This is a genomic window from Endozoicomonas sp. ISHI1, from assembly GCF_024606225.1.
Classification (GTDB): domain Bacteria; phylum Pseudomonadota; class Gammaproteobacteria; order Pseudomonadales; family Endozoicomonadaceae; genus Endozoicomonas_A.
The window spans coordinates 140456-163147 of the sequence record NZ_JAGRPU010000001.1; the positions used below are offsets into that span (position 1 = coordinate 140456).

Sequence of the window (22692 nt, forward strand, 5' to 3'; positions counted from 1 at the left end):
ACTTTTCCTGTTCTCCTGACCTGACTGCATGCGATAAGACTACTCTGGCAGAATATCAATGGTAGTTCCCGGAACAACCCGGTCAAATAAATCAATCATGTCATGACCATGCATCCTAACGCAGCCTCTTGAACCCGGCTCCCCCATCACAGCGGAATCAGGCGCTCCATGGATATAGATATATCGTCGCATAGTATCGACATTTCCCAAACGGTTGTAACCGGGTTCCAGGCCACTTAGCCAGAGAATGCGGCTTAAGATCCAGTCCCGACGTTCAGAGTATTGTTGTTGTAGTTCCGGAGAATAAATCTCACCCGTGTATCGCCTTCCTACAAACACTGCATTGAGAGGAAGGCCGTCACCTATTTTAGCTCGAATAATATGATGACCAAGGGGAGTCTGCCAGCTACCTTCCTGCTGACCTGTCCCCTTACTGGCAGTGGAGACAGAGTAACAGATCGTTTCTACCCCCTCCTGCATCAACTCCAGAGTCTGTGAGGCAATTCGAACATTAATATGCACAGCTGAATCTCGTATTGATTGGCTTCGCAGTGCCTCAGGCTTAAGAGCCTGCATGCAGAATAAACATTATCGGCCACTATCATGGGTGGCATGAGCACGCAGACCGGCTGCCATAAACGGCACCATTCTTCTCATGATATTCTCAAGATTGTCATCAATGTCGTAGTCTCTCTTGGCGATGGACAGGAGCGCATCAGCACCGGATACGGAGAAGACAGCAGAACCGAGACTAAAGTAGGTACGCCAGAATTTATCGGCAATCGGAAGGTCAGGACAGGCCCTGAACAGTAACTCAAAGTATCGACTGAAGACAGTTCCATAGGTTTCGGTCAGATAACGTTTCAGGTGCCCCTGGTTCTGGGTGAATGCCAGCCCCATGAGTTTCATGAAAATAGAGATGTCATCCGGCCTTCTGGGTTTCACAGCAAGAATATGGTCAACCAGTATCTGAAGCACTGTTTCAAGATCAGGTTGCTCACTGTGATCTGACCACTCATCCAGAGTGGTATTCAGCCCCTCCATAAATGGAGCCAGAAAACGCGCAAATACTGCCTGTATCAACGCTTTTTTGGAGCCAAAGTGATAGTTCACTGCAGCCAGGTTAACCCCTGCCTGTCTTGTAATGGTTCTTAAGGAGGTTTCTGCGAAGCCATGTTCGGCGAAGAGCAGCTCGGCTGAATCCAGAATTCTCTCTACGGTTGAAGGTTGTGCCATGATCCGGGGAATTTTATAAGATTAATAAACGACTGTTTAGAACCTACGTTTCTTACCCTCAGCTGTCAAGGCCACTAGTAGCAAAGCCTCATCGAGTTAACCCAACGAGTCAGTGGTACGGACCATTGCTCAACACTATTACAGGGTGCAAATTGTTGCCATCACTAACTTATCGGTTAGTGATTTCATCGACGACAAACACTTAACTAATAGTAATCAGGCAACCCATAATCTACGGCAATCTGCAAAGCATGTTCTTGCCGCAAAACAGGGAAGCACAAAGCATGGAAGCAGTGAGTTTATTCACGCTAATCAATTATTATCAAGTGATGGAGAAACGACTATGACACCTATTGGACACTCAATCAAATCAATATCAATGTCTTCGCAGCCATTTAATCTGCAAGACACACACACCGGGACCACACTACAGGCTTCTGATATTGCTAAAAAACTCATTGATAAAGTATCATTCGGGATTCTGAACAGTGAGGGCAAAAAAAGCACGGTAGCGTCTCCTACCAGCCTGACTCCGGTTTTGGGCATGCTTCTGGCGTGCATAGATGACAATGCCAAAAAGGAATCAATTTTGGGAATCCCCAAAGGAACCTTGACTGAAGAGCTGGAAACTGAAATCCATAAAGAACTCGGTAAATTCAGCAAAGACAACCCTTACGGAGGCCATCCTGAACAGTTAATCTCTTGCGCTAACTTTATCGCTTCTGCTTTTCATGTCAGGGATGAGCAATTAGAAAAAATACTCTCTGAATGTTATCAAACCCAAAAGCTGGAAAGTAATCAATGGAACGTTGCTGAAGTCACAGAAGATTTTGTCAAGGAGAAAACCAAAGGAAAAATTAAAAATTTGTTTGATGACATGAATGAAGTTACAGCGACAATAGGTAATGTAATGGAATTCCGGGGTGTCTGGGAGGATAGTTTTTCTCCAGATAAAACCGCTCCTCAAAGCTTTCTATGCGCAGATGGAACTCGTATTAACAACGTAAAAATGATGGTTAAAACTGAAACGGTTCAATGTGCTTCTAACAGCAAATTTGCTGCCATCGCCAAGGAATTCAAATCTTTGAATGGAGAAGATCTTAAACTGGTCGCAATAAAACCGCGTAAAGAAAGTGCCACAGCGATTAACAATCTTGATTCTGAAACGATTAATGAGCTGACTAAACAATTAAATTATAAAGAAGCGAAATATCAGCTATCGCTACCCAAAATAAAAGTAGAAGACAGTTGCGACACTCAGTTACTCGAGAAAATGTGTGAGGCATTAGGAACCGACATAGTAGCAGGAGATCTGACAAAACTAGGCCTACCGGCAGATCAGGATCTGGAGGTGCTTCAGAAGATCGTATTATCTGTTGATGAAGAAGGTGCTAGCGGTAAGATGGCGACTGTTGCAAAAATTTTAACAAGGTGCGTATCTGGAACTTCTCATTTTGATTTTGACTGCCCTGGCTACATTGCCATTGTAGACAAAGAAGGTAATCGGTTAATTGAGCTGGTCATAAAGGATGGCAGCTTTTTGGAGTTTGATGGTGATCCTGTAATCAGCACCGCTGGAAAACAGAGTTCTAATTCTAAAAAACTGGCAAGTTCCAACCCTTTTGATATGTATGATAGTGATGATGATCTATTTGATAGCGATGATGATATATCTGATAGCGATGATGATAGTTCTAATAACCCGTTCTTAAATAAACAGGAAGAAGTACAAAAAAACTTATCTCTAATAAAAGATCTGTCTTTTAGAACTTTTGAAACTGTTGATGTGAGCACTTATATAAATAAATTTTATAATCCAAATGGGTATTTAGATATTCAAAGTGCTGATGCAAACAATACTAATTTAACAGTCAGTTTTTCTTCTTTGGATAGTGCTAAAAAGTTTAAAGAAAGTGTATTAGAATCAATTGGTGAAAAAAATGGGAATTTAATTCGGGTTAACAAAAGCTTTTTTTCTATTGAAGTATATGTTTCAATTAGAGAATGGGATAAAATGATTGATAAAATAACTTCTGAATCCACTGATTTTTATATTTCTGACAGCAAAGATAATCCTACAATTATCCCTGCTGAAAAACCGAGCTCTGATAATCTGGTAACTTTTAACGATTATGATATGTCTGATAGTGAAGATGACAGTTCTGATAGCAAAGTTTATACGTCTGATGATCAATTCACATCTAAAAAAGAAGTAACCGATCAAACTCCAATGGGGAGTGTAAGTACTTTAATACAACAGAACTATAATCCGAATGGGGAGTTTGATATTCAGAATACTAAATCAGATCATATACAGCTAACACTCACGATGTCTTCTTTGGAAGAGGCTAAAAAGCTTAGAGAAAGAATATTAAAATCAATTGGAGACAAACATTTTAAATTTGTCAGGATTTTTGGTCGTGATTCTCCTTTTCAATTAGAGGTTTCTTTTCAAGCCTGGGACGCGCTGCGTGAGAAGTTAACTTTTAATCAACCATGAATCAATACAATGCTAAATCCGGAGATTAATCACCTCCGGATTTTTTTTAACAAAAGCCTCACAGAATCAGTTTGCGAATATCGGTCAACCATTCACCAGTAGGAAGGTAAAGCTTGCCACATGCATCATTGACGGCCCTTAGTTCAATTGCTGCTCATCATCGCGGCCCGACCTGCGCGGCCCGACCTGCGCGGCCCGACCTAACATAATGACTTGCCAGAGCAATATTACTGTATATAATCACAGATACTGTATAAAAAAACAGATTGAGTGACCATGATCAAACTGACTAAACGGCAATCCGAAATACTGGACCTGATCAAGTCTCATATCGAAGAGACAGGTTTCCCACCCACCAGGGCAGAAATCGCCAAGACCTTCGGTTTTCGTTCACCCAATGCGGCAGAAGAACATCTCAGGGCACTGGCCCGTAAAGGCGCCATCGAAATTACCCCCGGTGCTTCACGAGGTATCCGAATTCCAGACAGCCAGCCTGAAGGCCTTCCGATCATTGGACAGGTGGCTGCCGGTAACCCGATCCTCGCCCAGGAACATATCGAAGACCACCTGATGCTCAACCCCGGCTTCTTCACCCCAGCCGCTGACTTCTTGTTAAGAGTCAAAGGGATGAGCATGAAAAACATCGGGATTCTTGATGGTGACCTGCTGGCCGTTCACAAGACTACAGAGGTTCGAAACGGTCAGGTTGTCGTCGCCAGGATAGAAGACGAAGTCACCGTTAAACGATTCGAGAAACAGAAAAACAAGGTATTACTCCATCCGGAAAACGACGAGTTCGAAACCATTGTCGTCGATCTCACTCATGATATTTTCGCGGTCGAAGGTTTAAGCGTCGGGGTGATCAGAAATCAGTCCTGAAACGGATGTTGTATGAGCACCTGTACACTTGAGTGAGAACACCGAAAAGCGACCGGACCATGCCAGGAGGAAGGATTCATGCTGTACCGAACAAGCAGTGAAAGGCACAATTTTTCAACATCAGGCTTTCAGAGCAACACAGTTCGCATAAACCGCTCCAGCCTGAAAAAAACGTTACCAGAGAAAAATAAAAGCTCTCCCAGTCCCAGTATTAATGAGCTCATTCTGTCAGGACAACCCTGGCAGGCCGAACAACTCCTGACACCAATGCTCAGTCAGCTTTCCAGTGACAGTGAACGCTGGTTGACTCTGATTCTGGCAGACAAATCGGATACCAGAACCTTGCAATGGTTAAAGAATTGCAACCTGAACCATGACAAGGTGCAAATTTTTAGCGCTAACGATGATCACCAGACACTGGAACTCACCCGGAAAGCACTGGCATCCGGAACCAGCCACACCGTCATTAGTTGGCTGGGACACTTGGATAAAGGGTGGCTAATCAAGCTTGAAAGCGCTGCCCGCAATGGACAGTGTCAGGGACTGGCTATTCGCAGCAGGCAGGTTGCATGAAAACCTGTCACTGCCTTGAAGATAGAGTCAATGCAGCACTCTGTTCTCAGGAATCTCTTCTTCAGAGGATTGGGGACGAGTCAGTTCAGCAACTTCCCGCATTCCGGCGTCAAACATGACCTTTGCCACTTGTAGATACTCTCCTTCAAGATACTCCTTGGCTTCCCCGGAAAATTTCATGGTCAGCAGGGGCTCGCCCTCTTCATCACTGCGTCGCAAAACAATCTCTCCTGTTGGAAGTTCCACAATTTCCAAAAACGATGCAGCCATATTTCGTCCCATAAATAGCGAGTAAGAGGTGGAAATCATGCAGCATTGTGCATCATGATGCAACAGGTCAATGCAGAGTAATGTGAAAGGATGATTAACCAGCATACTGGTAGACATACCTGCAGAACAGCACAGCATGATCTTTGTCATAGGGTACCTCTGTCAAACCTGTCTGAATCGCACCTACAGAGCCCCCCCCTGGCTCATTGAGTGTTGACCCCGGCTTATATAAGACTTTGTACCTATATCCCTCCCTGGGCACAAGATACTCCCCAGTCTATGGCGATCCCAACGGTTGAACGCAGAATGAGCAGTAAATGATTAAGTCACCATTCGAGATTGAAATTTCTGAAGTGGCCCACCAATTCCTTGAGGGAAGCAAGAATACTTTTGGCACTTTCCGGTGTTTTAACACCTCTTGTACTTCCAGCACTGTCCGAAGCAATCATGGCAGTATTGATTTTATTAGAATATGATTGTATATCATCGTCTAAAAGTGAAATTTCGCCATAAGCTTTGAGTAAATCTGCCAGCCAGCTGTCAGACAACTCTAATTGTTTTAGCTGCTCGAGTTCAGAAACATCACCTTCCTGCTCACTTACCAAGTTGTAAGCTTCTTCCAGAGACATCAGACGGCTTAACTGATGACCATAAGGAGACAATATCTCTGCCAGCATGGAGAAATATGCCTGACGAGCATGCAACAAAAATGCTTCGCGAAAAGCTTCCTGCTCGAAAGGTTCTGCTCTTTCCCAAGTACCCAATTGTAAACGGGCATAGTGCAACTTCTTATTGGTATAGGCTCGCCACTGCTCAGACATAATCATTCTCACAAATAGAAAGACCCTCACGGATCACCGCGAAGGTCTTGTTTTTGAACAGGCCAGATCAGGATTTTTTGCGCTTTCTGGTGACTTTTTCTTCCCACTTACCTTCCTGGAAGGTAGCACTCCACCCCGTCGCCTTACCTTCTGACTCACTCATAACATACTGAGTCTTGGTTTTACGACTAAAGCGGATTATCGCTGGATTGCCTTCAGCATCCTGTCTCGGAGCATCCAGAAGATAATGATATTTAGGATCAATAGCCGCCTGATGAGGGATCAGTTCACTGACCAGAGGAGCACGGGTCTCACGATTCTTTGGAAATTGGCTGGCGGCCAGAAAAAGTCCGGAGGCACCGTCCCTGAGAATGTAGTGATCATCCACTTTCAGACACTTAAGTTCGGGCATGGGCACCGGATCCATTTTTGGGGGGGCCGCTTCCCCACTCTTCAGCAGTTTACGGGTGTTTTTACACTCACTGTTGGTGCAACCAAAGTATTTGCCAAAACGTCCCGATTTCAGCTGCATCTCGGAGCCACATTTGTCACATTCAAGCACAGGGCCATCATAACCTTTGAGCTTGAACTGACCTTGTTCCACTTCATAGCCGGAGCAGTCCGGGTTATTACCACAGACATGAAGCTTGCGCTGCTCATCAATCAGATAGCTTTCCATCGCTGTAGAACACTTGGGACAACGATGCATAGCTCGCAAAGCGTTAACTTCAGCATTCTCATCGTCAGCATCTTCAACCTCTTCTCCAGGCACCAGATTAATCGTACATTTACAACGCTCCTTCGGGGGGAGCGAGTAACCGGAACAGCCCAGGAAGACGCCAGTACTCGCTGTACGAATCATCATATCCCTGCCACATTCAGGACATTTGATGTCGGTGGGAGAAGGGTCATTGGATCGCATGCCATCACTGTCGTTTTCAGCCTGCTCCAGCTTGTTGCTGAAATCACTGTAGAAATGGTCCAGCAGATCCTTCCAGTTCTTGCCACCTTCAGCCACCACATCGAGATTTGACTCCATATTGGCGGTAAAGTTGTAATCCATAAGATCATGGAAATTTTCAACCAGCCGGTCTGTGACAATATCGCCCATTTTCTCGGCATAGAAACGACGATTTTTCAGAGATACATAACCACGATCCTGAATGGTCGAAATTATGGAAGCATAAGTCGAGGGTCTTCCAATTCCGCGCTTCTCCAGCTCCTTAACCAGAGCCGCTTCACTGAAACGGGCCGGCGGCTTTGTAAAGAGTTGTTTCGGGTCCAGTTTTTTCAGATCCAGGGGGTCACCTTTGTTCAGGGCGGGCAGAATGATGTCTTCACCCTTCTTGGCAATAGCTGCCATGACACGAGTGTAGCCATCAAACTTCAGGGTTCTGCCTCTCGCCCTCAGATCAAAGTCATCCACTCTGACCGTCAGGGAAGTGCTCAGGTACTCCGCGGGCGTCATCTGACAGGCAACAAATTGTCTCCAGATCAGCTCATAGAGTCGCTCTGCATCCTTCTCAAGTCCGGATATAGAACCCGGCTGAGCAGTCACAGAGGAAGGACGTATTGCTTCGTGTGCCTCCTGAGCGCCTTCTTTGCTGGAATACCGGTTTGGCTCCTCTGGCAGATACTTCGCACCGTAGGTACCATTAATAAACTCCCGGGCACTCTCCACTGCTTCCTGACTCAGATTGGTGGAGTCAGTACGCATATAAGTAATATGACCCGCTTCGTAGAGGCGTTGAGCCATCATCATGGTTTTCTTGACACTGAATCCAAGACGGGTGCTGGCTGCCTGCTGTAGCGTTGAGGTAATAAAAGGGGCAGAAGGACGACTGCGGGTCGGCTTATCTTCTCGCTCTGTCAGCTGGTAATCAGCACGTCTCAGCTTTTCCAGAACAACTTCAGTGGAGGCCTCACTGGTAGGTCTGAAGGCGTCACCGGCTTCTTTGGCGACTTGGAAGCGAATAACTTCCCCACTCCCGGTAGTCAGGTCAGCATAGACTTCCCAATACTCTTCCGGGATAAAACTTCTGACTTCACGCTCCCGCTCAACAATTAACTTAACCGCTACAGACTGGACTCGCCCTGCCGACAGGCCACGGGCAATTTTCGCCCAGAGCAATGGGGAAACCATATAACCCACTACGCGGTCGAGGAACCGCCTTGCCTGCTGGGCATTGACCCGGTCAATATTGAGAATACCCGGCTCCTTGAAGGCTTCCTGGATGGCATTCTTGGTAATTTCATTGAAAACGACCCGCCGATATCGATCAGGCTCTCCCCCTATGGCCTCCTGAAGATGCCAGGCTATAGCCTCTCCCTCACGGTCCAAATCCGTTGCGAGGTAGATTTTGTCAGCAGACTCGGCAAGGCGTCGAAGCTCATCGACCACTTTCTCTTTGCCAGGCAAAATTTCGTAACGGGCTTTCCACCCTTCTTCAGGGTCAATGCCCATTCTTTCAATGAGCTGTTCTTTGGCTTTGCGCTTCTTATGGATGATTTTCTGCTCAGGAGATAGCTTACGTGTCTCAGCAGCGGCCCTTGCCCGAGCTTTGGGATCCACAGGCTTCTTGGAGCCACCCGCGGTGGGCAGGTCACGAATGTGACCAACACTGGACTTAACAACAAAGTCCTTGCCCAGATATTTGTTTATAGTCTTCGCCTTGGCCGGCGACTCGACGATAACTAGAGATTTACCCATGCTACCTTACACGTCCTGTAATCAGCTCCATTGTTCCGGTTATGCTGACAAGCCTGGAAAAAAGATTAAAAACACTCAGTGCTGCCTGCGACCAAAACAAGAAAGGTCGGGAATTGAAAATTGTTTCAATATATAAGGTCAAGAAAAACATCGGTCAAGCAAAACTCTTCAGTGATGGCAATTTTTTCTTGAACGACCCTCTTATTTATCGTTTCACAGCCACAATGATTAATCCACCCGGTTATAAGCAATAATTACCTTGAATATCAAAAGATTATTTAATTACTGCGAAGCCTGACAGATTTCAGGATGATTATTCACGGGAAAAAACCGGCTTTTTTTGTCGACAAAGCGACTCAAGCAAACCTTGTCAGAGATCCCCATCAGAGAAGTAGAGCCTCTGCATAAAAATACATAAAAGCAGGATACCCCGAAATGACATTCCGGGGTAAATACGTTCAGGCAGGATAAGCCAGGCAGGCACGCCTGGCAAAGGCCGACGTATTACAGACGCTCAAAGACCGTAGTAATACCCTGACCCAGTCCTACACACATCGTAGCCACACCGATCGTACCGTTGTTTTGCTTCATCACGTTCAGCAGGGTACCGGAGATTCGGGCACCGGAGCATCCGAAGGGGTGACCCAGAGCTATTGCCCCACCGTTCAGGTTCACCTTCTCGTCCATCTTCTCCAGCAGGTTCAGGTCTTTCAGAACAGGCAGAGCCTGAGCAGCAAACGCCTCATTCAGCTCAACATGATCAATATCATCGATAGTCAGGCCTGCACGCTCCAGTGCTTTTTTGGTGCTGGGTACAGGTCCATAACCCATGATGGACGGATCAACACCAGCAACCGCCATGGAACGAATCACGGCCATTGGTTGAAGACCCAGATCCTGAGCACGCTGTGCGGACATAACGATCATGCAGGAAGCCCCATCGGTAATCTGGGAAGAAGTACCAGCTGTGACTGTACCTTTCGGGTTAAAGGCTGGCTTCAGTTGAGCCAGTCCTTCAAGCGTGGTTTCAGGACGGATCGTCTGATCTTCGGTGAAGACTGCCAGGTTGCCATCATCATCATGCCCCTGCATGGGGATGATCTCATCCTTGAAGTGACCGGCTTTGGTTGCTTCCCAGGCTCTCATATGAGATCTGACACCAAATTCATCCTGGGCTTCACGAGTAATACCGTGCATCAACCCCAGCATTTCTGCGGTCAGACCCATCATGCCTGCCGCTTTGGCAGCATATTTTGACAGACGTGGATTAGGATCCACTCCATGCATCATGCCTACATGTCCCATGTGCTCAACACCACCTACGACAAAGACATCACCGTTCCCGGTTTGAATAGCCTGAGCAGCAGTGTGCAGTGCACTCATGGAAGAACCACACAGACGGCTGACAGTCTGGGCAGAAGAAGTATGAGGGATCGGAGTCATCAGGGATGCCATACGGGCAACGTTCCACCCCTGCTCCAGAGTCTGGTTAACACAACCCCAGATGACATCTTCAACTTCTTCAGGGTTAACACCAGGGTTACGGTTCAGAACCCCTGTGATGAGGTTTGCAGACAGATCATCGGCACGGACATTTCGATACATGCCACCCTTGGAACGACCCATGGGGGTCCGGCCATAGTCTACGATTACGGCGTCTCTCGGATTAAGGCTCATAGTCAATTCTCTCTTAAATCTGTTGATCGTGATTAGCCACTTTTTTTGTGGCTCAAGGCTGTTTACGCGCCGTAAAACGTTTTGCCTTCACGGGCCATTTCCCGCAGCTTTTCAGTAGGCTGGTACAGAGGACTGATATGAGCGTACTGATCAGCCAGCTCTACGAACTTGTCGACACCCATGCTATCGATGTACTTCAGGGCACCGCCACGGAAAATCGGGAAGCCGATGCCGTTGAGCAGAGCCAGGTCCGCCTCTGCTGGGGTATCAACAATGCCGTCTTCCAGTGTGCGAACGGTTTCCATACACAGTGGAATCATCATGCGATCAATAATTTCCTGTGTTTCAAACTCACGGCTTTCACCTGCCACTTCAGAGAGAAGCTGATAAGCCGTTTCGTCAACCACTTTCTTGGGCTTACCTTTCTTGTCCTGCTCGTATTTGTAAAAGCCGACGTTGGTCTTCTGTCCGTAACGCCCCTTCTCATACATCACATCAATAGCGTTCTTCCAGTCACGGGACATACGATCCGGGAAGCCTTCAGCCATCACTTTTTCAGCATGGGAGCCTGTATCAATACCGACAACATCAAGCAGGTAGGCAGGACCCATTGGCCAGCCAAACTTCTCCATAACTTTGTCGACTTTCTGGAAGTCAGCACCGTCTTTCACCAATGAAGCGAAGCCGCCGAAGTATGGGAAAAGCACACGGTTAACCAGGAATCCGGGACAGTCGTTAACAACGATAGGCACTTTGCCCATCTTCTTGGCATAGGCGACAACGGTTGCAACCGTTTCTTCGCTGGTTTTCTCACCACGAATCACTTCAACCAGAGGCATGGCGTGAACCGGGTTAAAGAAGTGCATGCCACAGAATTTTTCCGGTCTTTTCAGATCCTTAGCCAGTTCTGTTATAGAAATGGTTGAAGTATTAGAAGCCAGAACAGCGTCTTCACTGACGTGATTTTCTACTTCACCCAGTACCGCTTTCTTGACATTGACATTCTCGACAACCGCTTCCACAACGACATCGACATCACCAAACTCACTGTACGACAAAGTTGGAACAATGTGATTGAGAACCTCACCCATTTTCAGAGGGTCCATACGACCACGGGCTACTCGCTTGGACAGCAGTTTGCTGGCTTCGGCCAGTCCCAGGTTCAGACCATCCTGAGCGATGTCTTTCATCAGAATAGGAGTGCCCTTGTAAGCAGACTGGTAAGCAATGCCACCGCCCATGATACCGGCACCCAGAACAGCGGCCTTCTCAACTTTACCCGCCTGCCTGGTCAGTTCCTTGGTCTTCTTCTTGAGCATCTGGTCGTTCAGGAACAGTCCCACCAGAACATCAGAGACAGGTGTCTTGGCCAGTTTAATGAAACCTTCAGCTTCGACTTTCAGAGCTTCATCTCTTGGCAGCTCAGCATGCTTTTTGATGGCTTTAACAGAAGCCGCGGGCGCTGGCATATGTGGACCGGCCTGCTGCTTGACAACCGCCATGGTTGTTTCAAAAGCCATCAGAGATTCCAGCAAAGGTAGCTTGAGTGGTGAACGTTTTTCATCTTTACGGGCATTAAAGTCCAGTTCACCTGCCAGACAACGTTTGATAATGGCTACAGCAGAATCCACTAGCTTTTCGGTTTCAACCACTGCATCTACAGCCCCTACTTTCAGAGCTGCTTCAGGCTTCTGCTCGCGACCAGCAGCAATCCACTCGACAGCGTTATCTACGCCGATCAGACGTGGCAGACGGACAGTCCCACCCCAGCCCGGGTAGATGCCCAGTTTGACTTCAGGCAGACCGACACCACCTTTGTTGGACAGTACACGATAATCAGCGCACAGGCAGATCTCAAAACCACCACCCAGAGCGCTGCCATTGATAGCGGCAACCGTTGGCATATCCAGATCTTCAAAGCTGCTGAAGACCTGGTTAACACCCATGACCATTTCCAGCAGCTCACTTTCTTCCTGACGGAAGTTGGAGGTAAACTCCTTGATGTCGGCACCAACAATGAAGACGCCTTCCTTGCCACTGGTCAGAACGACACCCTTGATGGAGTCGTCCGCCTTGATGGCCTGAACTGCACCATTCAGATCTTCTATGGCCAGCCGGTTGAACTTGTTCACCGACTCCCCTTCCAGGTCAAACCTCAACTCAGCGATGCCGCTTTCAAGTGCCAGAACCTTGAATGCTTTCCCCTGATATATCATTTATCTCTCTCCGGACGGATTGAAAAAGGTTGCGTTAATGACTGACGTCTGTACAAATGGCGTCAGGAGCCAGACTGAGAATAGCGGCCCTATGGATAATGGCAGTTTATTCTCAGTCTGGCTCCTGATGGATGCATCTTAGACAGTGCTCGCCAGAAATTCATACAACCGTTTGAATTTTTGAGCCTACCTTCTTTGAATTCTGTGCCAAAGTCAAGAAAATGAACACCAATAAATCCGCAAATATACTGATTCAGAGCAAATACTTACCAGAAATTTACTTGGACAACTCAAGGTACAGCCATACAATGTAAGCGTTTGGTCTATGATGCCTGCAATCAATCGTATTTTCTTATGGTTGATATAAAGAGAGCACAGGTGGTCGAACACCCTTTAGCATTTAAGGCGATGAGTACACAAGATAGTTACTCGTGGCCCGATGATAAAAACATCGACACAGCCATGATCCGGAAATGCAGCTCACCGGCTCAGATGATAAAAATGGCTATGCAACTGGAATGAGCTGCATTTCTTCATAAAACATCCGGGAAGAGAGAAACAGTCTATGAGTCAATATAACCATATTCTCGTTGCTATTGACCTGTCTGATGAAGCAGACGATGTATTGGATAAGGCCAAGTCTCTTGCAGAAATCTATCAGGCCAGACTGACCCTGGTGCACGTGGTTGAGCCGTTGAGTGTCGCTTATGGCAGCGATATTCCACTGGATCTTACAACCCTTCAGGATGAAATCACCCAGCAGGCCAGAGAGCGTATATCACGTTTGGCTGAAAGCATTCACCTGGACAAGGGTGAACAGCACGTCGTATACGGGCGCCCGGAAAGAGAAGTACATCGCATCGCTGACGAGTCTGACGTTGACCTGATCGTGGTTGGGAGTCATGGCAGGCATGGTTTGGCCCTGATTCTCGGCTCAACATCCACCAGCATCCTGCATGGTGCATGCTGTGATGTTCTGGCGGTAAGAGTGGGAAAAAACAACAGCAAATAAGAACAAAAGCGGTGAGTTAACAGTTGGCAGATAGCCGTTCTGACCGCACACTGACGACAGCTGACTCCCAACTAAAAAAGGAACGTCTGTTAACTCATATTTTCAAGTACTTCTCAACGTTCGATCTTTTCTTCGATGTCCTGGTTGGCGACTGCCAGGCACACCAACGTGGATTGAATGACGTCATGATCGCCCTTATAGAAAGCAGATCCAGCGATGATCTTTTCCCACTGAATCAGTTCTTCTTCCAGTTTTTCAAGCTCTCCTCGTAAAGCTTACAACTCACGATGAAGCTTGTTAGTGAGATTTTTCTTTTTCGGTTTCGACTGCGATTATTTCAATTACGAGTTACGCCTTCCGGAATGTCAACGTCATCCCCGTCAAAATCATTCATGTCAGAATCAGTCACTTCAAAATCACTCTTACCATGAAGACTTTCAAAATCACTGCTGTCAGTATCAGTTTTTTCAGATTCACTGCTGTCAGAATGATCATTACTACAAAGGCAATACTCGAGCCATACGACGAGTTTTTTTAAGTACTTTATCCGTTTTTCCTGATGTTTTTTCCTCTTCTCTTCTTCGCCAGGCTCTTTGCCTCCTTGCCCCTTAGCTGCCATGTCATGCATGACTTGATCACCCTGCCCAGTGTCATTGGAGCCAATAGCTGTATCAGGAAGCAGTGCCAATAAATCATATGATTGTTCCAATAGGGCCCTAAATCCTATAGCGAGGGTCTCCATTATGACATCGCAATCATTTTCAACAGTAAACGTTAAGTGTAATTGTTGCGCTAAATATATTTTTAGGTATACAAACAATTTTTTAAATGATTTAACATCTTGATTTCCTTGTTCAAGTGTCGCATCAACCAGAACTTTTTTTATTTCTTTAAATAACTCATTTCTTTTTCTTCTACCGGAATAAAAACTCGTCCTCTTACCTGATTCTCTAAAATAATTCTCTATGCTTTCAATATTTACATTCGGATATTCGCATTCCGGTGCAAAAGGGTTAATTATGAGTCTAATAACATCAATTAAATTCAAAAACTGATAGTTCCAGGCTACTAATCCTGGTTCATCTTCACCATATTTTTCTATAAGTTCCAGCATTCGTTCAGCTGATTTTAGCTGTCGCTTATAACTCGACATTCCGTTCCTATCAATGCCATCGTTGAGCAGTTTGGCAGCGTCTCTAAGTAATGCATCAACTGACTTACCGGATTGCTCAGACTCTAAGGAATCCTCCAATTGCTGTAAAAACTTAATGCGTTCTGTTACTAAATCTTTTAGACCAGAAAATACTAAATATGATATTGCAACATTTTCTTTTAAAAGCTCTTTATCTTTAATCGGCTTATCTCTGCCTAATAGTTGAGCTGCGTGCAGGTGGTGGAGAAATCCACACATTCCTGCCATGTCAGCGGCGTGAAGCAGGAATGAAGTAAAAAAAGCATGGGCACTTTGTGAGGAAGCACTACTTGAATTTATGGCTGTGTAGTAAGCCAGCATTAAATATGCAAGACTCTGTTGATGTTGTGAACTGCCCGGATTAACAGGCGACTCGGTACCTTGGATATAAGATAGCGTTTCTAAGATTGCATTCTGATTTTGGTCAACGTTAATTTGAAGACTCGCCTTCACTTGCGCAATCATGCTTGCAATGGTCAGGCTATCACCGGGGGGCATTTCCGGAATATTGCTCAACAGAGTGGTCATAGTGTCTTCCGGAAGACCTAAATTCAAGTTTCGGATTATTTCAGCAATTTGTTCCCGGGACATTGGCGGAAGCGGAAGGTCCGTCAAAGGCTGCATCTGCGGTGCTCCGGCACCCTGCGGTTCTTCCTGATCCTCACGATTATTTACGTCATGCTCATTCCCAATGTTCATGGCAAAGATAAGATCAGTATCATTCGAAGTGACTAAAGGGAACCTCCCTATAAGAGTATTATGGTTGATCAAATTGGATAGGAAGTCAGAGTCTTTTGTTCCCTTTTCTTCAAAAATTTTCACATCCGCTGGCGTCAATAAAGGGGTTGCTGCCAACAATGTTGAGCAGGGACAAGCCATAATAATGAGACCAAGGGAAGCTAAGAATAGCTGCCTAGCCCTGCCAAGATGGAAAAATATCGATGACCCTGTTGTTTCTGGTAATTGAGACCCGGAGCTACTGATCATTCTACTTCCTTTAGTATCTGAATGCCTCTCGTAAAGTAGTCCAGGAATTGCAGCAATGCTCAACTTTAAGCTGTCGTCACCAATATCTGATCTGACACTCATCGGTTCATTGTCGTCTGTAGTGTCAGACCAGATACTGAAGACCAAACCTCCTTGAAAGTACGCCCTGCATGATTCAAAAATTTGCATGAGCGGCCGATCAGAGCAAGAAATTTTTACCCATTACAATAGGCCACTTCCAGCATGGCACTTTCTTTTCGTAAGTGTGAATATTTCAATTACTGAGTCACACCTTCTGGCGTGTCAACATCATCTCTCTCAGAATCACTTCCATCAGAGTAGCTCCTGGTATCATCACTCTCTGAATCACTATCGTAACAATGGTCAGGAACACATACACGCCTGCGAAAGAACCAATCGAGCCACTGCACAAATTCATTCAAGTAGTTCAGCCTTCTTTGAAGGTGTTTTTTCTTCTTCTCTTCTTTGCCAAGCTCTTTCTCTTGTTGTTCCTTTACAGCCTCGACATGCGTGACTTCGTCAGCTTGCTCAACGACATCGGAGCCAGTCGTTATATCATAAAGCACTAACAATAAATCATATGATTGATCCCGCAGGGCTCTGAATCCTGTACCGAGAGTAACCTGTATCACTTGATAATCATTTTTATCAGGAAAAGCTACGTGTAATTGTTGCGCTATATACGACTTCAGGTGTCCCAATAATTTTAGAAATGATTTATGCTCTTGATTTTCGTGGTCACGCATTGCGTCTGCTATTAGTTTTTTTATTTCTTTAAGTAATTTCCTTTTTTTGTCCATATAGTTATAAAAGGTTGTCCCCTTACCTGACTTTCTAAAGTAATCCTCTATCTTAACTATATGTGCATTCAGATCTACATATTCTGATGCGAAAGGATCAAGCATCAGGCCCAAGAGATCAATTAAATTCAAGAATTGATTATTCCAGGCTACTAATTCAGGTTCATTTTCACCATATTCTTTTATAAGCGCGAGCATTCGCTCAGCTGTTATTTGCTGTCGCTTATAAATCGATATTCCGTTCCTGTCAATGCCATCGTTGAGCAGCTTGGCAGCGTCTCTTAGTAATGCCTCGGCTGATGTATTGCTTTGCTCAGATTCTAAGGAATCCTCCAATTGTTGCAAAAATTTAATGCGTTCTGTTGCTAAAAATTTCAGTCCAGAGAATACTAAAGATGATTTTGCAACATTTTCTTTTAAAACATCTTGATCTTTTATCGGTCCATCTTCACCTAATAGCCCATCTTTTTGCAGATGGAGTCTGGGTATTCCAGCCATGTAAGCGGCGTGAAGCAGGAACGAATTAAAAAAAACATGGGCTCCTTGAGAGGAAGCATCACTTGAATTTATGGCTGCATAGTAAGCCAGCATCAAATATGCAAGGCTTTGTTGATGTTGCGAATTGTTCGGATCGACAGGAGACTCGGTACTCTGGATATGAGATAGAGTTTCCAGGATTGCATTCTGACTTTGGTCAACGTCAACCTGAAGAGTAGCCTCCACTTGCTTGATCATGCCTGCAATTGTCAGGTTGTCACTGGGGGGCGTTTCCGGGATGTTGTTCAGCAGAGCGGTTATACTGTCTTCCGGGAGGCCTGAATTCAATTTCCGGATAATTTCAACAATTTGTTCACGGGACATTGGCGGGAGCGAAAGGTCCGTTAAAGGCTGCATCTGTTGTGCTCCAGCTCCCTGCGGTTCTTGCTGTTCCTGACTCTTATTTACTTCTTGCTCATTCACGGGGTTCATGGCAAAGATAAGTTCAGTATCATTCGGGGTGACCAAAGGGAATGCCCCCATAAGAGCATTATGGTTAATTAAATCGGATAGTAAGTCAGACCCTTTTGCTCCCTTTTCTTGAAAAAACCTCTCATCTACTGGCGTTGGTAAAGGGTTTAATGCCAGCAAGGTTGAGCAAGGGCAAACCATAATGAGACCGAGGGAAACTGAAAATAGTTGATTGGTCTTGCTATGATGGGAATGTATCGATGAACTTGCCGTTCTCAGTGATTGAGGCTTGGAGCTGCCGATCATTTTACTTAAGCCCGTGTTTGAATGCCCCCGAAAAGTAGTCCAGGAATTGCAGCAGTGCCAAATTTTATTTTGTAGCCACCAGCATCTGACCTGACACTCACACGTTCATTGTCGTTTGTAACGTCATGCCAGATTCAGAAGACCTGCTCTATTTAAAGTGTACTTTGCCTGATTCCAGAATTTACACGGGCGTCCGATCACAGCACATTTTTCCTGACGGGTTCGCTCTGGCTTAAATAACACCTTCGCCACATGCGTTTTGAACGCGGCAAAAAGTCTCTCTGGATACTCCCACGACTTTGCACGCACGGAAAACATTATTGAGCTGATCAGCCAGTTTTAATGATACTGGCTTGTGATAAATAGCAGGATAGTAATACCGTTTCATTGGGGGTTAGCTGCACAATGACATCTGCTAACTCCCAATTGAAAACGGAACACCTGTTAACTCATATTTTCGAGCTCTTCCCAACGCTCCATCTTCTCTTCGATATCTTGATTGACGGTTTCCAGACGTGCCAGAGTGGTTTGCACAACCTCCTGATCACCCTGATAGAAAGACGGATCGGCGATAGCCTCTTCCAGCTGGATTAACTCTTCTTCCAGTTTTTCAAGCTCTCCCGGCAAAGCATCCAGCTCACGCTGAAGCTTGTAACTGAGCTTTTTCTTTTTCGATTCTGGCTGAGTTTGAATATTGGGTTCAGCTTTCGTTTGTGGCTTACTGGTTTGAGGCTCAGCAACCAGCTGATTTACCTCCCCTCCCTGTCTGAGCCAATCTTCAAAGCCGCCGACATATTCTTTAATCTTGCCATCAGGCTGGAATACGAGGGTACTGGAAACCACATTATCGAGGAATTCACGATCGTGACTGACCAGCAGCACCGTGCCCTGAAAGTCCACCAGCAGTGACTCAAGCAACTCAAGTGTTTCGACGTCGAGATCGTTGGTAGGCTCGTCCATCACCAGCAGATTAGCCGGCTTACTGAAGAGTCTCGCCAACAGCAAACGGTTTCGCTCTCCACCGGACAACGCCTTAACAGGAACACGACAACGATTAGCCGGGAAAAGGAAATCCCCGAGATAGCTGATTACGTGTCGACTGGCTCCGTTGATCATGATGCTCTCACGACCTTCAGCAACGTTGTCAATCACTGTTTTTTCAAGGTCCAGTTGATTTCTCAACTGATCGAAATAGGCCACTTCCAGCTTGGTACCTTCCTTAATGAAACCGGAATCCGGTTTAAGCTGCCCCAGCAAAATACTCAATAGCGTTGATTTGCCAGCACCATTGGCACCAATCAGACCGATCTTGTCTCCCCGGATCACTCTGAGATCAAAGCCTTTAATGATGTGCTGACCTTCCCAGGACTTTGCAATGTCCTTAGCTTCCAGCACCAGCTTGCCGGAACTGCCGCCCTGCTCCAGAGAGAAGCTCGCTTTACCCTGAACCACCCGACGCTCCATCCTTTCGCTTCGAAGTGCTTTAAGCGCTCTGACCCGGCCTTCATTACGGGTTCTTCGAGCTTTGATACCCTGACGAATCCAGGCCTCTTCCTGAGCCAGTTTTTTATCAAACAGAGCATTCTGTTCCGCTTCCACTTCCAGCGCGTGAGCTTTTCTATCCAGGTAAGTTTTATAATCGCAATCCCAGCTGGTCAGGATACCTCGATCCAGCTCCACGATTCGGGTAGCGAGAGACTGCAGGAATGAACGATCGTGGGTGATAAACAAAAGAGCCCCCTGAAAATCAAGCAGCTGTTTCTCAAGCCAGTCAATGGCAACAACATCCAGATGGTTAGTGGGCTCGTCCAACAATAACAGATCAGGTTCACACACCAGTGCCCGGGCCAGCTCAACTCTTCTGCGCCAGCCACCGGAGAGTTCTTTCATCTTCTTCTCTTCAGGCAGACCGAGTTTCTGAATCACTTTGTCCACCTTCTGCTGAAGACTCCAGCCATCGGCCGCTTCCAGTTTTTGCTGAACTTTTTCCAGCGCCTTCATATCTTCATCAGACTGGATATTCTGGGACAGTTCATGAAACTGACTGATCCACTCCCCCACTTCTTCAAGGCCAGAAGCCACGACATCGTAGACTTTTTTCTCATCCTGCTCAGGAAGATCCTGGTTCAGAATGCCAATACGCATCCCGGGTTTTCGCCAGATGCTGCCATCATCCGCATCGATTTTGCCGGATACCAGTTTCATCATGGTGGACTTGCCCGCACCATTTCGCCCCAACAAACAGACCCGTTCACCTTTACGTATCTGAAAATCGGCTCCATCCATCAGGGGCTGATCACCATAGGCAAGGTTTATATTGTCAAATCTCAGTAACGGCATTATCAGGTTAACCTGTCCTTTTCAATGTCCTGCAACGGCAATGACACAGAATTAATAATGCCGCAAGCATACCTGCTAAAGACTCATGAGCCAAAAAAATCAGTCGTGAATACAATGCAGAATAAACTTCTGACACCCATGCCATGGGAAGCACGAAAAGGTAGAATTAGAGTAGATCGTAAACAACCAAATCGGTTATGAGAAAGATCATCCTAAGTGGCGCAGGACAGAATGATTTCAGGGCGCCACCATCTCAATCAATGTTGCCAACCCCGGTCCTGGCAGCTCCATCTCAAGTACTGCTGCATTGCCGGTCATAAAGCCAGGTCCCTGATGAATCGCTCCTTCACAGAGCAAACTGGTTAAAGCCCCCACCAGAGGCATATGACTGGCCAGTGCGATATTCCCTTGCACAGGCAGTTCTGAGATCACGGCCATCGGATCAGCGTCGGGAGTAATGCAATCCAGTGTTTCCAGAGTACACTCCAGAGTTTCAGCCAGAATCCTGCCAGATTGCTGAGCCCTGAGATAAGGACTGGCCAGTACCCTGCTGATGCCGAGGTGGGTCAGCTTCGAAGCTGTGCTGAGCACTTCCTGCTGACCCACTTCCGTTAAAGGCCTTTCCTGATCATTTGGCGCTGACCAACTGGCTTGCCCATGACGCATTACGATCAGTTTCATTATTGGGTACCTGCCTGCTTATGAGTGCTGATATACGACCAGGTATACGAACGACTATAGATAAACCAGAGTGACTCAAGCCGATTTCAGACACCTTCCTGGTCATTGACTGGCTCTTTCTCTCCCGGCCAGTCGCTGAACGGATAAGGCTTGGTGTCATCATTGTAAGTAACAAACTGGATAATCTGATAAAAGTATTGATTCAGACCTGCACTTAAATCCAGTAATCGTGAGTTCGGTTCAGATTTAATAAACCCATGCACCACCTGAATAATGGCAATCAATAAAATCAGAAATCCGACAATATAGGCCAACATGTAAAACAACACCATGAACAATAGCCTGAGCCACCGAGACTCTGATTTCAGATTATCAAACACTTTCTTATCCATATAAAAACCCTCACCGTTTTTGTTAATGGATATCCACCATTAGTTGAAAGTAACTGGAAGAAAAGTCTTCCCGACCTTCATCTGACCATAAACTCGACGTCGGTTTTCTGCTCCCGGAGCATCATACCGCGCACCAGCTGATTGACATTAAACTCTTCGAAAATAACCATGTGCAATGCCTCAACAATCGGCATATAGACTTCAAGCTCAACCGCTTTCTGTCTGACCTGTTGTAAAGTGTTCACTCCCTCAGCTACCTGACCCAGCTCAGCTTCTGCCTCTTTCAGGGTTTTCCCCTGACCCAGAGCATAACCTACCCTGAAATTCCGACTGAGGCTGGATGTACAGGTGGCGACCAGATCCCCTACCCCGGACAGCCCCAGGAAAGTCATGGGATCCGCACCGAGCTTGACAGCAAAACGACTCATTTCTGCCAGGCTGCGAGTTATGAGCATACTTTTGGTATTCTCACCCATCCCCATAGCCGCCCCGATACCTGAGACAATGGCATAGATATTTTTCAGAGCACCGGCCAGCTCGACCCCGTAGACATCCTGGTTGGAATAGACCCTGAAATAATCCGAATGCAACACCTTCTGAACAATCTCACACAACTCAACATCTTCACTGGCAATCACTGTCGCCGTTACCGCCTTGGCAACTATTTCCCTGGCCAGATTGGGGCCACTGAGAACACCTACTCTGACTGAGTTAAGTTCCTCATTCAGAATTTCACTCATCAAGTCAAAGGTGACCGGTTCAATCCCCTTGGTGGTGCTGATCACCATTTTACCTTCCAGTGCATCACCTGCCATCTGAACCACTGAACGGAAGGATTTACTGGGAATGGCAATCAGAACCAGATCGGCAGATGAGACAGTGGCCTTGATATCGGTCGAAGCCTGAACGGAAGGATGAATGGTAAAATCCGGCAGGTAGCGGTGATTGATATGATCCTGATTAATTCCCTTTACCTGCTCTTCACTGCGCATCCAGAGTTTAACCTGATGACCGTTATGAGCTGATATATCAGACAGTGCTGTACCAAAGCTGCCTCCACCCAGAATGGCTATGGTATACTGCTTGCTATCGTTATTCGGCGTCATCATCATATTTCCGACTGTATTTCTC

18 protein-coding genes are annotated in these 22692 nt (G+C 46.2%); 5 read left to right on the forward strand and 13 right to left on the reverse strand.

Going from position 1 to position 22692, the window contains the following annotated elements; all coding sequences use genetic code 11:
- Positions 1-39: 39 nt before the first annotated feature.
- Together KBW69_RS00550 and KBW69_RS00555 are read right to left on the reverse strand one after the other, a co-directional pair.
- Positions 40-522, reverse strand: coding sequence for a L,D-transpeptidase (locus KBW69_RS00550; RefSeq protein ID WP_257255003.1), 483 nt, complete (start codon positions 520-522; stop codon positions 40-42).
- 66 nt (positions 523-588) lie between these two features.
- Entirely contained in the window at positions 589-1236 is a 648-nt protein-coding gene (locus KBW69_RS00555; protein ID WP_257279524.1) for a TetR/AcrR family transcriptional regulator, read from the reverse strand.
- A gap of 145 nt (positions 1237-1381) precedes the next feature.
- Here KBW69_RS00555 and KBW69_RS00560 point away from each other — a divergent pair, with 145 nt between their 5' ends.
- The 3 genes from KBW69_RS00560 to KBW69_RS00570 all read left to right on the forward strand — a co-directional run bounded on the left by KBW69_RS00560 (position 1382) and on the right by KBW69_RS00570 (position 5188).
- The gene (locus KBW69_RS00560; RefSeq protein WP_257279525.1) at positions 1382-3736 is read left to right on the forward strand and encodes a serpin family protein; all 2355 of its coding nucleotides are present in this window, start codon (positions 1382-1384) and stop codon (positions 3734-3736) included.
- Between the two features lie 276 nt (positions 3737-4012).
- Positions 4013-4615: a transcriptional repressor LexA gene (gene lexA / locus KBW69_RS00565; RefSeq protein ID WP_306670710.1), complete on the forward strand. Its 603-nt coding sequence runs from the start codon at positions 4013-4015 to the stop codon at positions 4613-4615.
- A gap of 78 nt (positions 4616-4693) precedes the next feature.
- Positions 4694-5188: a SulA-like leucine-rich domain-containing protein gene (locus tag KBW69_RS00570; RefSeq protein ID WP_257255006.1), complete on the forward strand. Its 495-nt coding sequence runs from the start codon at positions 4694-4696 to the stop codon at positions 5186-5188.
- A 27-nt stretch (positions 5189-5215) separates the two neighbouring features.
- Here the strand turns inward: KBW69_RS00570 and KBW69_RS00575 are convergent, their stop codons facing one another.
- The 5 genes from KBW69_RS00575 to fadB all read right to left on the reverse strand — a co-directional run bounded on the left by KBW69_RS00575 (position 5216) and on the right by fadB (position 12882).
- A complete protein-coding gene (locus KBW69_RS00575; protein ID WP_257255007.1) occupies positions 5216-5608 on the reverse strand; it encodes a hypothetical protein in 393 nt (130 codons plus the stop codon).
- A gap of 176 nt (positions 5609-5784) precedes the next feature.
- A complete protein-coding gene (locus tag KBW69_RS00580; RefSeq protein ID WP_257255008.1) occupies positions 5785-6279 on the reverse strand; it encodes a DUF6586 family protein in 495 nt (164 codons plus the stop codon).
- Between the two features lie 67 nt (positions 6280-6346).
- Positions 6347-8989, reverse strand: a complete 2643-nt coding sequence (gene topA / locus KBW69_RS00585; RefSeq protein ID WP_257255009.1) for a type I DNA topoisomerase — start codon at positions 8987-8989, stop codon at positions 6347-6349.
- A gap of 504 nt (positions 8990-9493) precedes the next feature.
- Positions 9494-10666, reverse strand: a complete 1173-nt coding sequence (fadA, locus tag KBW69_RS00590) for an acetyl-CoA C-acyltransferase FadA (RefSeq protein WP_257255010.1) — start codon at positions 10664-10666, stop codon at positions 9494-9496.
- A 62-nt stretch (positions 10667-10728) separates the two neighbouring features.
- The gene (gene fadB / locus KBW69_RS00595) at positions 10729-12882 is read right to left on the reverse strand and encodes a fatty acid oxidation complex subunit alpha FadB (protein WP_257274718.1); all 2154 of its coding nucleotides are present in this window, start codon (positions 12880-12882) and stop codon (positions 10729-10731) included.
- Between the two features lie 565 nt (positions 12883-13447).
- Here fadB and KBW69_RS00600 point away from each other — a divergent pair.
- Positions 13448-13894, forward strand: coding sequence for a universal stress protein (locus KBW69_RS00600; protein WP_257254061.1), 447 nt, complete (start codon positions 13448-13450; stop codon positions 13892-13894).
- A 23-nt stretch (positions 13895-13917) separates the two neighbouring features.
- Positions 13918-14166, forward strand: a complete 249-nt coding sequence (locus KBW69_RS00605; protein WP_257279526.1) for a hypothetical protein — start codon at positions 13918-13920, stop codon at positions 14164-14166.
- 65 nt (positions 14167-14231) lie between these two features.
- On the opposite strand, the gene KBW69_RS00610 is transcribed toward KBW69_RS00605, so the two are convergent.
- From KBW69_RS00610 to KBW69_RS00635, 6 genes are all read right to left on the reverse strand, one after another.
- Positions 14232-16073 carry a hypothetical protein gene (locus KBW69_RS00610; RefSeq protein WP_257279527.1) on the reverse strand — a complete coding sequence of 614 codons (1842 nt, stop codon included), beginning with the start codon at positions 16071-16073 and terminating at the stop codon, positions 14232-14234.
- 278 nt (positions 16074-16351) lie between these two features.
- Positions 16352-18148 (reverse strand): hypothetical protein, encoded by a 1797-nt coding sequence (locus KBW69_RS00615; protein WP_257274714.1) that lies wholly within the window; start codon positions 18146-18148, stop codon positions 16352-16354.
- A 444-nt stretch (positions 18149-18592) separates the two neighbouring features.
- Positions 18593-20488: an ATP-binding cassette domain-containing protein gene (locus tag KBW69_RS00620; protein ID WP_257279528.1), complete on the reverse strand. Its 1896-nt coding sequence runs from the start codon at positions 20486-20488 to the stop codon at positions 18593-18595.
- A gap of 237 nt (positions 20489-20725) precedes the next feature.
- Positions 20726-21169 carry a phosphohistidine phosphatase SixA gene (sixA, locus tag KBW69_RS00625; protein ID WP_257252631.1) on the reverse strand — a complete coding sequence of 148 codons (444 nt, stop codon included), beginning with the start codon at positions 21167-21169 and terminating at the stop codon, positions 20726-20728.
- Positions 21170-21255: 86 nt separating this feature from the next.
- Positions 21256-21561 carry a DUF4389 domain-containing protein gene (locus KBW69_RS00630; RefSeq protein ID WP_257252630.1) on the reverse strand — a complete coding sequence of 102 codons (306 nt, stop codon included), beginning with the start codon at positions 21559-21561 and terminating at the stop codon, positions 21256-21258.
- 77 nt (positions 21562-21638) lie between these two features.
- Positions 21639-22673, reverse strand: a complete 1035-nt coding sequence (locus KBW69_RS00635) for an NAD(P)H-dependent glycerol-3-phosphate dehydrogenase (RefSeq protein ID WP_257274712.1) — start codon at positions 22671-22673, stop codon at positions 21639-21641.
- Positions 22674-22692 lie beyond the last annotated feature (19 nt).